The sequence below is a fragment of the Niabella aurantiaca DSM 17617 genome, from assembly GCF_000374125.1.
Lineage (GTDB): Bacteria > Bacteroidota > Bacteroidia > Chitinophagales > Chitinophagaceae > Niabella > Niabella aurantiaca.
In genome coordinates this window covers 148,751-162,690 of sequence record NZ_KB893627.1, presented here as the reverse complement: position 1 = coordinate 162,690, position 13,940 = coordinate 148,751, and the positions used below count along the sequence as shown (strand labels likewise).

12 protein-coding genes are annotated in these 13,940 nt (G+C 49.9%); 9 read left to right on the top strand and 3 right to left on the bottom strand.

The features are described 5' to 3' along the window. The first annotated feature begins 51 nt into the window (after nt 1-51). A complete protein-coding gene (locus tag B160_RS0108695) occupies nt 52-1,314 on the top strand; it encodes an aspartate kinase (RefSeq protein ID WP_018627512.1) in 1,263 nt (420 codons plus the stop codon). 27 nt (nt 1,315-1,341) lie between these two features. Here the strand turns inward: B160_RS0108695 and B160_RS30525 are convergent, their stop codons facing one another. Further along, nucleotides 1,342-2,541, bottom strand: coding sequence for a L,D-transpeptidase family protein (locus B160_RS30525; RefSeq protein ID WP_018627511.1), 1,200 nt, complete (start codon nt 2,539-2,541; stop codon nt 1,342-1,344). Between the two features lie 277 nt (nt 2,542-2,818). Here B160_RS30525 and B160_RS0108680 point away from each other — a divergent pair, with 277 nt between their 5' ends. From B160_RS0108680 to B160_RS0108655, 6 genes are all read left to right on the top strand, one after another. Beyond that, a complete protein-coding gene (locus B160_RS0108680) occupies nt 2,819-3,826 on the top strand; it encodes a threonine aldolase family protein (RefSeq protein ID WP_018627509.1) in 1,008 nt (335 codons plus the stop codon). A gap of 24 nt (nt 3,827-3,850) precedes the next feature. Continuing rightward, nucleotides 3,851-5,500, top strand: a complete 1,650-nt coding sequence (gene pgi / locus B160_RS0108675) for a glucose-6-phosphate isomerase (RefSeq protein ID WP_018627508.1) — start codon at nt 3,851-3,853, stop codon at nt 5,498-5,500. 124 nt (nt 5,501-5,624) lie between these two features. Next, on the top strand, nt 5,625-6,221 hold the full coding sequence (locus tag B160_RS0108670; RefSeq protein WP_018627507.1) for a bifunctional nuclease family protein: 597 nt from the start codon (nt 5,625-5,627) through the stop codon (nt 6,219-6,221). Between the two features lie 32 nt (nt 6,222-6,253). After that, nucleotides 6,254-7,081 carry a 4-(cytidine 5'-diphospho)-2-C-methyl-D-erythritol kinase gene (gene ispE, locus B160_RS0108665; RefSeq protein WP_018627506.1) on the top strand — a complete coding sequence of 276 codons (828 nt, stop codon included), beginning with the start codon at nt 6,254-6,256 and terminating at the stop codon, nt 7,079-7,081. 239 nt (nt 7,082-7,320) lie between these two features. Continuing rightward, complete coding sequence (gene rocD, locus B160_RS0108660; RefSeq protein ID WP_018627505.1) at nt 7,321-8,553, top strand: ornithine--oxo-acid transaminase; 1,233 nt, start codon at nt 7,321-7,323, stop codon at nt 8,551-8,553. After that, nucleotides 8,546-9,145, top strand: coding sequence for a VIT1/CCC1 transporter family protein (locus tag B160_RS0108655; RefSeq protein WP_018627504.1), 600 nt, complete (start codon nt 8,546-8,548; stop codon nt 9,143-9,145). Before rocD ends, B160_RS0108655 begins: the two co-directional genes overlap by 8 nt. A gap of 20 nt (nt 9,146-9,165) precedes the next feature. Here the strand turns inward: B160_RS0108655 and B160_RS0108650 are convergent, their stop codons facing one another. Both B160_RS0108650 and B160_RS28765 read right to left on the bottom strand, forming a co-directional pair. Next, a complete protein-coding gene (locus B160_RS0108650; RefSeq protein WP_083927681.1) occupies nt 9,166-9,579 on the bottom strand; it encodes a hypothetical protein in 414 nt (137 codons plus the stop codon). A 305-nt stretch (nt 9,580-9,884) separates the two neighbouring features. Beyond that, nucleotides 9,885-11,792 carry a vWA domain-containing protein gene (locus B160_RS28765; RefSeq protein WP_018627502.1) on the bottom strand — a complete coding sequence of 636 codons (1,908 nt, stop codon included), beginning with the start codon at nt 11,790-11,792 and terminating at the stop codon, nt 9,885-9,887. Nucleotides 11,793-11,907: 115 nt separating this feature from the next. Between B160_RS28765 and B160_RS0108640 the strand changes: the two genes are divergently transcribed. After that, entirely contained in the window at nt 11,908-12,483 is a 576-nt protein-coding gene (locus B160_RS0108640) for an RNA polymerase sigma factor (protein WP_018627501.1), read from the top strand. Next, the gene (locus B160_RS0108635; RefSeq protein ID WP_018627500.1) at nt 12,473-13,813 is read left to right on the top strand and encodes a carboxypeptidase regulatory-like domain-containing protein; all 1,341 of its coding nucleotides are present in this window, start codon (nt 12,473-12,475) and stop codon (nt 13,811-13,813) included. The genes B160_RS0108640 and B160_RS0108635 overlap by 11 nt, the downstream gene beginning before the upstream one ends. Nucleotides 13,814-13,940 lie beyond the last annotated feature (127 nt).

The following is a 13,940-nucleotide window of genomic DNA, read 5'->3' as shown; positions in this document are numbered from 1 at the left end:
CAGTTGCTTTTCTCAAAAAAGGACGACCTTCGTCCGCAAAATAAAAAGACAATGAAGGTATATAAATTCGGCGGAGCCTCCGTGAACAGTGCAGAGCGGGTTTCAAACGTAGCAGATATCCTGGAGCGCTTTCCCGACGATGACCTGGTCATTGTTATTTCCGCCATGGGCAAGACCACCAATGCGCTTGAAAAAGTGGTACAGGCTTATTTTGAGCATAAGAAGGAAGAAGCCCTGCAACTTTTTGAGGAGATCAAAAGACAGCACCTTACCACCGCCAAATACCTGCTGGTAACGCATTACCTGGCCTGCGAGGCAAGATTAAGGGATTTTTTTACCGAAGTGGAATGGATGCTGCATGACCAGCCGGTCCGGGAATTTGACTATTACTATGACCAGGTCGTGAGCATCGGGGAACTACTGGCTACCTGCATCGTAAGTGCTTACCTGTCGGAGCGCGGGATCACCAATGAGTGGGTTGATGTGCGGGATATTTTCCGGACAGATGATAATTTCCGGGATGCCAATATGAACGAAGATCATACCCAGCAGCAGATTGATACGCTGATCCGCCCCCTCCTTGAATCAAAAAAATGGGTCATTACACAGGGATTTATCGGGGCCACCGATGAAAACGAAAGTACCACCCTGGGGCGCGAAGGCAGTGATTACTCCGCCGCTCTCTTTGCCAATATGCTCAACGCACAAAGTCTTACCATCTGGAAGGACGTGGAAAGCGTGATGAGCGCCGATCCCAAAAAGATCCCGGATGCCGTACCCATCCATGAGCTAAGTTACAATGAGGTCATTGAAATGGCCTATTACGGGGCCCAGGTAATTCATCCCAAAACCATCAAACCCCTCCAAAACAAAAACATCCCGTTATATGTAAAATGCTTCCTGGATGCCGATCTGCCCGGGACGGTTATCCGGGACCGCATGAGCAAGGACCTGCCGCCGATCATTGTGATCAAAGAGAACCAGGTAATGATGGAATTAAAAACAAAGGATTTTTCTTTTGTAGGAGATGCGCACGCCTACCAGCTGTATCAGTGGTTCAATGAACATTCCCTGCGGCCCACGCTTACACAAAACGGAGCCATCAGCCTTATTTTCGCTTTCGACAACTGGGAAGAAAAGATCAGCCGGTTCTCATCAGCAGCAGCCGCGCTGTTTGATGTGCACGTAACCCCTGGGCTGACCCTGACCACCATCCGGCATTACGACCAGGCAGCATACAATCAATACGTAAACAACAAGGAGATCCTTGTAAAACAACAAACCGTCCGGAATATAAGGGCGTTGCATCATTAATGCCCCGTAAGAACGACCCGGTCCTTTCTATTCGCCATTGACGGCAATGGTCTGTATCATTTTTTTTGCAACCGGTTTTTCCCGCAAAATGGCCGGGGACCAGGCAGGCATCTTTTCCAGCTTTGACAATAATACCTTATCAAAATAGTCATCTACCCCACCCCTCAATATTTTAAAATTCACCGGGCTTCCGTCTTTATCAATAATGAACTCCAGTTGCACATAGGCATGCGTTACACTATCGGGCAATGCTTTTACCATTTCCCCTCCTACCTGCTTCAGGTATTCAGAAAAAGCAGCTGCACCGCCCGGATATTCGGGCCATTTGGCCACGGCATCCGCAACAAAATCGATCTTCCGGTGGGTAGGTACAAAGTTGGATTTGGGGCGTTGTTTGGGCTGGAACCGCAATGCCAGCTGTGGAGCGTCGTTCACCACATACTCTCCGTTATCCTTTGTCAGGATCACGGGCAGCTGTTTGTGCTGCTCAAAATATTCGAATGCCTGCTCCAGTTTTACATTCAGTGCTTTGTAAGAAGGGTCTTCATTCAGCAGTTTGTTCAGGTATTCATAGCTCCTCTTTACGCTGTAATTGATCGGGAAAATATGCACCGGTATATAATCCAGTCCTGCACTCTTGGCGCTTGCGGTTAAAATATACAGTTCGTCGATCTGGTCATTCTTAATCGGAATGCATCCCACGGTTGCGCATCCCCCGTGAATAAAAATATCGCCTCCCGGTTTTGCCTGGTCCGAAAGAATACGGTCAGATGCATTGGGATAGTTCAAACCCAGCGACAAATAATAGGAACTGTTGGGATTAAATTCGTTGATATAATAAAAGCCTTCGGGCACCTGGTAATCACCTTCAAACCGCTTGGGTCCCAAAGATCCAGCCAGGGCACATACTTTATAGATCTTCAAGAGCTTGTATTGCTCTTTTATCGAATTCTTCACCCATACTTCCAGCTGGCTGTCATACTTGAACGAACGGATGTACACATATTTTGCCGGCCAGTTGAGCCCCTTCAGTTTAAAAAGATTCTTCAGATATTCTCCTTTTTTCTGGAAAGACTCTTTGGGACGCGGCAAGCTGGTTTGCGCGTCAAAAAAAGCACCATAAGATACCGTGGGCGTATAAGAATTTTGTGCAGAGCCGCATATTGAAAATATAAAAACGCTTGCAATGATAAAGTATCCCTTTTTTCCTCTCAGTTTTAAAGCCATTTTAAATCAATAATAATTCGTCGGATAATAATAGATCGCCGTTTAAAATTTAATGATCACTATTTACAAAATGAACCACCGCATCTGCTCTTTAAAAACGAAAAAAAGAGACAGATATTTTGATGATGTGTTACAAATTATCTACAAATTTAGCTTTTATATGTTAAAAAATATATAATGTAACCATCCTTACTGAATTTCATTTATTTAAGCGCACCCGTAAATTTCAGCGCACAGTGATGCCGGCTTCTTTCAAAATCCTAATTTTGGAACCCAGATGATTGATCTACGTTCAGATACCGTAACGCGTCCCTCTCCCGGCATGCTGCAGGCTATGATGCAGGCAAAGACCGGCGACGACGTTTTTGGGGAAGACCCCGCCGTTAATGACCTCGAAGCGCGTTGTGCCGCATTGTTCCATATGGAGGCAGCGCTCTTTTGTGCCAGCGGCACGCAAACCAACCAGATAGCGATCAAGTGCCATACCCAGCCCGGGGATGAGGTGATCTGCGATGCGGATGCCCATGTGTATCAGTATGAGGCCGGCGGCATTGCTTTTAATTCCGGAGCCTCCGTCCGTTTGCTTCCGGGAGACCACGGGCGTATTACAGCAGCTCAGGTGGCAGCGGCCGTTAACCCGGATGATGTGCACAAACCGGCAAGCACATTGGTCTGCATCGAAAACACCAGCAACCGCGGCGGCGGAAGCTGTTACGATTTTGAAGCGTTAGAGCAGATACAAAAAGTATGCGCGGCCCGCCATATGGGTTTTCATCTCGACGGGGCCCGTTTGTTCAATGCGCTGGTGGCCCGCGGGGAAACACCCGGCCAATATGGTCAGCTGTTCGACAGTATTTCCGTTTGCTTTTCCAAAGGCCTCGGTTGCCCGGTAGGCAGTGTATTGCTGGGTAGCAAACCGTTTATTGCTAAGGCAAGGCGCTTCCGCAAGGTACTGGGAGGCGGCATGCGCCAGGCAGGCATCCTTGCAGCCGCAGGAACTTACGCGCTGGAGCACCATATTACCCGGCTGCAGACCGACCATGCCCATGCAACAGCGATCGCCGGCGCCCTGGAGCATTGCAGTTTTGTTGAAAACATTTTACCCGTAGCAACAAATATCATTATTTTTGAAACAAGCGGCCATGCCTCCGATCTCGTTGCAAAACTCAGAGAGCAGGGAGTGCTTTGCAACGCGGTATCTGCCAACCGTGTCCGCTTTGTATTGCACCTGGACGTTACCGGGCATATGGTAGACCAGGTGCTCGAAAAGATCCGGTCCATTTAAAAACTACTAAACAAAAGAAAGAATATGTTACCAACCCAAAACCCATCCAAAACAAAAAGCTGGAAGAAACTGGCTGCCCATGCCGCGGTGATGAAACAGGTGCAGATGCGGGACCTTTTTGCCGCCGATGACCAACGCTTTCAAAAATATTCCCTCCGCCACGGTGATATACTCTTTGATTACTCAAAAAACAGGATCACGGACGATACCCTTCAGCTGCTGAGGGAGCTGGCAAAAGAAACCCGGCTGCCAGAGGCGATCCGTGCCATGTTCTCCGGAGCGCTCATCAACCAGACGGAGCACCGGTCCGTGCTGCATATAGCACTGCGGTATTTTGGGAAGGGCGCCATTTTCGGCAATGGTGAAAACGTAGTGCCAGCAGTACGCAGGGTGCAGCAGAAAATGAAACGCTTCTGCGAGGCCGTACACAGTGGAGCGCATGTAGGATACACCGGTAAGAAAATCAGGTCCATCGTAAATATCGGGATCGGGGGAAGCGACCTTGGCCCGTTTATGGTTACGGAAGCCCTGAAACCCTACACCATCAGGGGCATCGAAGCCTATTTTGTATCGAACGTTGACGGCACACAGATCACAGAGGTCCTCAAAAAGGTAAACCCCGAAACAACGCTCTTCCTGATCGCTTCAAAAACCTTTACCACCCAGGAAACGATGACCAATGCACATACGGCCCGGGATTGGTTCCTGAAAAAGGCCAAGGACGTCAAACAGGTATCCAAACACTTTGCAGCGCTGAGCACCAATGCCCCGGAAGTAAAGAAATTCGGCATCGATCCAAAGAATATGTTCGAGTTCTGGGATTGGGTGGGTGGCCGTTATTCGCTTTGGTCCGCCATCGGCCTGTCTATAGCCCTGACCATTGGCTATGATCATTTTGAAGCACTCCTGAAAGGGGCTTCCGATATTGACGAACATTTTAAAACTGCCCCTTTTGATAAGAACATCCCGGTGATCATGGCGCTGGTAGGACTCTGGTACACCGATTTTTTCGACACACAAACGGAAGCCATTCTTCCTTACGACCAGTACCTGCATCGCTTCCCCGCTTATTTCCAGCAGGGCAATATGGAAAGCAACGGAAAAAGTGTGGACCGCAACGGAAAAAAAGTTTCCTATGCTACCGGACCGGTGATCTGGGGCGAACCCGGCACCAATGGTCAGCATGCTTTCTATCAGCTCATTCACCAGGGCACCCCTCTGATCCCCTGCGATTTTATAGCCCCTGCGCAAACCCATAATCCCGTTGGAGACCATCATCAGAAATTGTTAAGCAATTTTTTTGCACAGACCGAGGCCCTGATGAATGGCAAATCACTGAAAGAAGTAAAAGCAGCATTGAAGCAATCCGGCATGCCGAAAGCCGACATCGACAAGCTGGCGCCCTTTAAAGTATTTGAAGGAAACAAGCCCACCAACTCCATCCTGATAAAGAAGATCACCCCTTATACACTGGGGCAGCTGATCGCCCTGTATGAGCACAAGATCTTTGTTCAGGGAGTGATCTGGAATATTTACAGTTTTGATCAGTGGGGTGTGGAACTGGGCAAGCAGCTGGCCAATAAAATCTTGCCGGCCCTCGAAAATGATGCCGCGGTCTCCGGGCACGACAGCAGCACTTCCGGTCTGATCAATGCTTATAAAAAGATGCGATAATGTCTTCTGTCCGAAAGGTATGTGCGCGCCTTACCGGCCGATTTTGCCTGTAAAAGCAGATCATTGACCACAAAAAAGGGTTATATTTGTCGATTAAATACCCCGTATTTAAGAATTGTGATATATGAAAAAAATCGAGTTAGAAATAGTGGCTTTATCACACAGCATAACCCAGACCCATTCATATGCCGTGGTGCTGGGTGAAGTAAATGGCTTGCGACGCCTGCCGATCGTCATCGGCGGATTTGAAGCGCAGGCCATTGCAGTAGCCCTCGAAAAAATGAATCCCAGCCGGCCTCTGACTCATGACCTGATGAAAAATTTCCTGGTGGCATTCAATATCGATTTACACGAGATCATTATTTCAGACCTGCAGGAAGGCATATTCTTCAGTAAACTTATCTGTTCATCGGATCATGATACGGTGGAAATCGACAGCCGCACTTCTGATGCCATTGCACTGGCCGTTCGCTTTGGGTGCCCCATTTACACTTACGAGCATATATTGGAAACCGCGGGTATTGTAATGGATGAAAAAGGCGAACCCAAAGCTACCAAGGAAGAGGCAGTGGGCGCCACTACCAGCGAGCCCGCACGGGACGACCTGAAAACGCTGAGCCTTGAGGAGCTCCATACAATGCTGAATGAGGTTTTGGAGAACGAGGATTATATCCGGGCAATAGCCATACGCGATGAGATCAATAGCCGGACAAAAAAATAACGCCCCGCACCACCATCTAATACACGGTCAAAGTGGTATTCTTTTCCAATTGTAAAATAAATTTAGGGCTGCACATTACGGCCCGGCGGCCGGATGGATATCACGACCTGGAAACGGTCTTTTACCCCCTGCCACTCTACGATGTGCTGGAACTGCTTCCCGCGGAAGAAACCGGGCTGAGCCTTTACGGACTTCCCATCCCCGGCAATAAGGAAAACAACATCGTATTGAAGGCCTGGCAATTGCTAAAACGTGACCGGCCCGAGCTGCCTCCTGTCTGGTTTCATCTTTTAAAGAACATCCCGGCCGGTGCCGGTCTTGGAGCGGGCAGCGCCAATGGGGCTACCGCATTGAGCGCACTGAACCGGCTCTTTGATTTACAATTGCCGGAAAAACAATTATTAAAATATGCCCTGACCCTCGGCAGCGATTGCCCGTTTTTCATCCGCAATACGCCCAGCTATGGCACCGGCCGCGGTGAGGAGCTTCAGCCGGTTTCACTGGACCTGGGCCGGTATTACCTGGTTATCGTGAACCCCGGCATCCACATCAGCACCGCATGGGCATTCAGCCGGCTTACACCCGGTCCTCCGGCGCACTCATTAAAAAACATTGCCGCTTCCCCTCCTTCCGAGTGGGTCTCCTTTGTTGCCAACGATTTTGCTCCCCTGGTGTTTGAAGCATATCCCGAAGTGAAGGAGATCCGCGACCGGTTACATGCAACCGGTGCCGTGTTTACGGCCATGACGGGAACGGGCAGCACGGTCTTCGGCCTCTTCAGGAGCCGCCCGGGCACGATCGCTTTTCCGGATACTTATTTTGTCAGATACATTTGCCTGGATGACCCATTGCTTCGTTGAATGCCATCATCCATCCCACATTTTCATTCTCATATTTTCACATCTTCAAATTCCCGTTGCGTTTATCCGCCATTTTTTGTATCTTGCGGCTATGCTTACAGCAGGTACGCTCCGACTTTCATTTTTGCGACAGCATCTCGATCTGTTGAACCACTGACATCTGTCAGGGTCCCAAACCGGTACTGCTCCGGACAATTTCCGTTTCTGATTATTTTACTCATTTTTTAAACTTTCTGACTATGTCTGCAATTGCTCAAAATACAGATAGCTATTTTATCGATCTTGAAGAAGCCTATGGCGCACACAATTATCATCCCCTTCCCGTTGTTCTTTCAAAAGGAAAAGGTGTTTTTGTATGGGATGTGGAAGGCAACCGGTACTATGATTTTCTAAGTGGTTACTCTGCCGTAAACCAGGGGCATTGCCATCCGCGCATTGTGGCAGCTTTTACGGAACAGGCGCAGCAGCTGACGCTTACCAGCCGTGCCTTTTATAATGACAAGCTGGGTGATTTTGAACAGTACATTACCAATTTGCTGGGGTATGATAAAGTGCTGCCGATGAATACGGGCGTGGAAGCGGTGGAAACCGGCATCAAGCTCTGCAGAAAATGGGCCTACGAAGTAAAGGGCATTCCTGAAAATGAAGCAGTGATCATTGTTTGTGAGCAGAACTTCCATGGAAGAACGACCACGGTTATTTCCTTTAGCAGCGACGCTTCCTCAACCAAAAATTTTGGCCCCTTCGCCGGTGGTTTTTTAAAGATCCCCTACAACGATCTTTCTGCGCTGGCCACAGCGCTGAAACAAAAAAATGTGGCCGGCTTCCTGGTTGAGCCGATACAGGGAGAAGCGGGTGTTATTGTACCCGACGATGGTTACCTGGCAACCGCCAAGCAGCTTTGTGAAGAAGCCGGTGTGCTGTTTATTGCCGACGAGATCCAAACGGGCCTCTGCCGTACCGGTCATCTGCTGGCCTGTGATGCAGAGCAGGTAAAGCCCGATATGGTGCTGCTGGGAAAGGCGCTGAGCGGAGGCATGATGCCCATTAGCGCAGTACTGGCCAATGACGCCATCATGCTGACCATTAAACCCGGGGAACATGGCTCTACCTATGGCGGCAATCCGCTGGCTGCGGTTACGGCCATCGCCTCATTGCAGGTGCTGATCGATGAAGATATGGCAGGCAATGCCCTGAGGCTGGGCGATTATTTCCGCGAACAGATCCGGGGGCTTTCTTCCCCGCATATACGCCAGGTAAGAGGCAAAGGGCTGTTGAATGCTATTGAGATCCACGCAAGCGATCCCGAAGCGGCCTGGAAGATCTGCCTGAAGATGAAAAAGAACGGGCTGCTGGCAAAACCCACCCATGGTGATAAGATCCGGTTTGCCCCTCCTCTTTGCATCACAAAAGCCCAGCTGGAAGAGGCCGTCGGAATCATTGGTCATTCATTAAACGACCTCAATGCTTAAAATATCCGCCAGCTATTTTTCTTCCGTCCTCATTGGTGCCATCGACGGCATCATTATTCCCCTTACGGTGTACTGTTTTCTTACGGGGCTGGGGAGCCCGTTCCCTGCCGCCCGGATCTATACCATTTATGCGGCGCTGGCCACGGCAGTGCTGATGGCCGCAGGCGGATTCTTTACCCGCAGGGAAGAGCTGTCGCGCACCCATGACAAACGCATTCTAAATGTCTATAAAGGATTGGATGTGGCCGACCACATCAAGGATGACCTGATAAAAGATGCACAGCGGGAAAGCTCCGAATGGAAAACAGCATGGAGCGGAAAGACGGCTCCCGGAGAGCCTTTGGCGCCATTACATTACGCATGCTGGATCTTTTGGGGATGTATTGCCGGCGGCCTTATCGTATTGCTCAATATCCGGTTAGCTGCACTACCCGGGTATCGCTTCTTTGTGCTGCCGGCGCTGATGCTGATGATAGCGGGATTTTTGAAATACCGGCTGTTTGGCCGCCCTGCATGGGGTGGGATCCTGTTAACCGCAGGCGGGGGCGTCATCGCGGCGGCAGGCGCCTATTGGATCGGCACCCTGCTTTAACCTGTGAAACTTTTAAACCCTCACAGGTCTTGCTCTGCTTCATCCTTTAATTCCATTTTAGGAAACAGTATGGTCAGCATGAGGATAATGGAAGCCAGCAGTACGAGGTATAAACCGATCTGCCGCTCAGGACAGTCGCCTGCTTCGCAGCGACCAAAAAGAATGAAATTCCGTATCGCCCACGACAGGTTCAGCACCCCAAAAAGCAGGTTCATTCTTTTTGCCCAGATCCGCGCAATGAGCGTCAGCACCAGGATCACCGTCGTCAATATAAAATGATTATATCCCGGTTTGCCATAACGGGTACCCGTGGTATCAATGCCGGATAAAGTAAGTCCCATTGACCGGATCTGTGCCCAGGGCATAAAACAGGCAATTGTAAGGACGATTGCTGCTAAAAGTGCCAGCCATTGAGAGCGACTTAAGATTTTCATCCTGCAAATAAAGAACAATCGCCTCTATAAAACAAGAGCGCCCCCTGTTCAAAGGAGCGCTCTTAAAATTTTATAGGATAAGCGTTGAATGGCCACGTATCTACACCAGATAAGAACTACGCTGTTTTTTTAACCATACAAACCAGCAACGGCCTACCCTATTATTTGTAAATATTATGCCAAAATTGAGATCCGGGAAAATTAAGCACATAAACATCTAAATACCATCCATTTACCCGTACAAATTCCCAAACATGCTGCTCCCGGCCGCAGGCTGCCCGGGCATATCTGTTGCGAGAACCGCGCTATTTCCGGTGTGGCAACCGGTCTGTTCTTTTATAAGAAATATCCTCCGGCACCGGCTTCTCCATCGCTGAAGCTTTCCGGATCAATTGTAACAGTTCTTTCCGGTAAACATCCCTTCCTTTTTTATCGGGGCCACTCACCAGTTGCTCCGCTAGCTGGTAGCCACCGGTTCCTTTGTATTCCGAGTTTTTCAACAACATGCCAAACTGGGCCAGCCCGGCAGCCAACCGGATATCAGCGCCGGCACCTGCAAACGCTACCGGGTTCCCCTCTATGCTTTTTTGCAGCAGCAGGCTTCTTTTCCCATCCGGTTTTTTATACCGGAATTTTATGGTCATCAGCTCATTTTTAAACGTTGCGGTATTGCCGGCAGTATTTTTCCGGTACCGGAGCGCATCAACGGTTTTCAATTCCGGCGCTTTTATACCAACAGGAATGATCTCATAAAGCGCGGTAACCGTATGACCGCTTCCCAGCTCACCGGCATCCTTCTGGTCATCATTAAAATCTTCTTTTGCCAGCATCCGGTTCTCATAGCCGATGAGCCGGTATCCCTGTACCCTTACCGGGTTGAATTCCACCTGCAGTTTTACATCCTTTGCGATGGTAAACATGGTACCGCCATACTGGTTGATCAACACCCTCCGTGCCTCGCTCAGGTTATCGATATATGCATGATTGCCATTTCCCTTATTGGCCAGTTTCTGCATTTTGGCATCCTGGTAATTTCCGGTTCCATACCCCAGTACCGACAAATAGACCCCGGACGCCCTCTTTTCTTCGATCAGCTTTTCCATCGCGGCATCGCTGCTTGCTCCCACATTAAAGTCCCCGTCTGTACAGAGGATCACCCGGTTGTTCCCACCTTTTATAAAATTTTCAGAGGCTACTTTATAGGCCAGGCTGATGCCTGCTCCTCCAGCCGTTGAGCCACCAGCCCTGAGTCCGTCGATGGCGTCTTTTATTTTTGTTTTGTCGTCGCCACCGGTAGGCGGCAGTACAAGCCCCGCACTACCCGCATAAACCACGATGGCTATGTTGTCTTTTACCCTTAGCTGATCCACCAGCAGCTTCATTGATGACTGAACCAGCGGAAGTTTATCCTGAGACTCCATGCTTCCGCTTACATCGATCAGGAACACCAGGTTGGAAGGCGGCAGATCATCCATAGGGATCTTCTTTCCCTGTAACCCGATGGCAACCAATTGGTGACCGGTATTCCAGGGACAGCTCGTATATACCGTATGGATCCCAAAAGGATCATTTCCTTTTGGCTGGGGGTAGTCGTAGCTGAAGTAATTGATCATTTCCTCGATCCGCACCGCGCCCGCCGGCGGCAGCTGTTCACTGTTTAGAAGGCGGCGGATATTGCTGTAGGAGGCTCCGTCTACATCTATGGAAAAGGTAGAAAGCGGATTCTCTTCTGCTTTTAAAAAGGGGTTCTCTTTATAATCTTCATACCCTTCCCGGTTCATATTACCGTTATAGCGCCAGCGTTCCGGTACCGGCCGGCGGGAGCCATACAGGGATGCGCCCCTTATCATTATGGAACCGACCACCGCAGATTTTTTTTGGGTACCCAATCCTACTACTACCACTTCGTCCAGCTGCTTCCCCAAAGGGGTAAGCACAATGGTCAGATCCGACGCTTTGCCCACGGTCACCTGCTTTTGAGCAAACCCCACCGCGGTGATGATCAGCACATCCTGATTATCTGCCCGGATGCTGAATGCACCCTGTGCATCGGTGCTTACTGCCTGCTGTGTACCTTTTACCTGTACGGATGCATGCACAACCGGCGCTTTGCCGTCATCCAGCACCACACCTTTAATGGTCCTTTGCCGGGGGGTGAGCCCCAGGGCTGCGATACCCAGGAGCAACACAGCCATTCCCTTCAGTAGTTTCATATTTTTTACTTTATGGTTCAGAGGGAGGATGCCTTATTCTTTCCGATTACACAGGCTGGGAAAAAAAAATTATCTTGCAGCTGATAAAAGGTCCTAACGGGCCGTTTTCATCCGCTTGAGTAAAATCATCAGCATACCTGTACACGCCGAACAGAGCGACGCGCAACTCCTTGATCAGTTCAAACTCAGGAAAGATCAGGAGGCGCTGGCGCAATTGTACCTGAGATACAGTGATCTGATCTATGGGGTATGTCTTAAATACCTGGAAGATCCCGAAGACGCAAAGGATGCTGTTATGAATATTTACCAGGAGCTGAGGGAGAAACTGCCCCGGCATGAAGTCCAGAATTTCAAAAGCTGGTTGTATGTACTCGCTAAGAACCACTGCCTCATGATCTTAAGGGCGGCCAAAAAGAACCGGACCATAAATTTAGATGCACAGGTTGTGCAATCGGGCGATTTTTCGCATCTGGATAGTGTCATTGAAAAAGAAGAGACCTTTAAAAAACTGGAAAAATGTATGGAATCGCTTCCGGGCGAACAGGCAAAAACGATCCGCTTATTTTATTATGACAATAAATGTTATAATGAAATAGCGGCAACAACGGGCATGGAATGGAACAAGGTGCGCAGCCTGATACAGAACGGAAGGCGGAACTTAAAAAACTGTATGGATAAAGATGCCAACTGATCCTACATATCAGTACACGGTTGAGGATATCCGGCGATATCTGAGCGGCAGCATGTCCTCTGCAGAAATGCATGAGATGGAAAAGGCTGCATTGAGCGATCCGTTGCTGGCGGACGCGCTGGATGGTTACCGGAGTGCCACGCCATCGGTAACGGATGCGCACTTAAATGAAATCCGGAGCCGGATCGGCGGCCGGCAGGCGGAGGAGATGAAACAATCCCGGGTCATTTCACTTTCCCAAACCAAGGCCCGGTGGTGGCGGGGTTTGGCCGCTGCTGCGGTTATCTGCATTATGGCAGCAGGAGCCTGGTTTTTTATGAAACCGGAACAATCCGCTACGATTGCGCCCATTGCCAAAATTATCCCGCCCGCTCCGGCTGAATCAGCCAGGGCTAAAACAGTACTTTCGCCCGACACGGTCATCATCGGGGCGAAATCATCAAATACGCCTGCCGTACCTGAAAAAAAAGCGGTCCGGCTCGCTGCAGGCAAAGTCCGCCATCCCGTAGCAGCCGCAGCCCCTACGCTCCCGGCTGCTAAGCAAAAGGCCCCGGTTGCCGGTCAGCTGGTTGGTCCCGGATCCAGGGAAATTGCCGGGCTGGCTATGCGAAACGATACACTGCGGTCCGGCATCAGCGCTGCGCAATCATCCATTCGCATACGAGGCATGAGCCCCTCCGCAAAAGCGCCCCCCGCCCCGGCTCCGGCAAAAACGGGTTTTATGATGGCCAAAAACCAGGAACCATCCTATTATCTGGGGAAGGTTACCGATACTTCCGGCGCTCCCATTCCCGGTGTCACCATTACCACACCCAACAACCATTCCACGCTCTCCAATGTAGACGGAAGCTTTCGTCTGCCGGCGCAGGACTCGGCCGGCAGCCTGGCTTTTACCGCCCCTGGCTACGACCAAAAGACACAGGAGCTGCTCGCCGGAAAAGTAGCCGGGATCCAGTTAACCGAGTCCGATACCCGGGCAAATGAAGTAGTGGTCGTTGGCTATGGGCGGCAAAAAAAGCGGGCTATTATCGGCAGCATCAGCAGTCATAAAGTAGATACCCTGCCTTATAAGGAATCGCCCTACCCCCAGGGAGGCTGGGATCGCTTTTACAACAATCTTACTACTGAAATGGGGGTGAATAAAAACAGCGCCACCAAGGAACTACACCTCCGCTTTACCGTGGAGAATGGTTTGCCCGAAAAATTCACGGTGATCAAAGCACCCGATGCTGCCACAGCACAAAAAGCCATCTCGATCATTAAGAAGGGGCCTAAATGGAAGGCCAACAGGAAGAAAAGGAAGGTAGACGTAAAAATGAAGGTAGACTAAAACGGACGGACCAAAGGCCTTTTTAAAGGGATGATCGCGCCGAGTACTCTATTTACGGGGACAACGTCAACGAGACAACAACACTTTTATCAATCCTGGTGCATCCCATCCGGTAGTGGAAGAAACG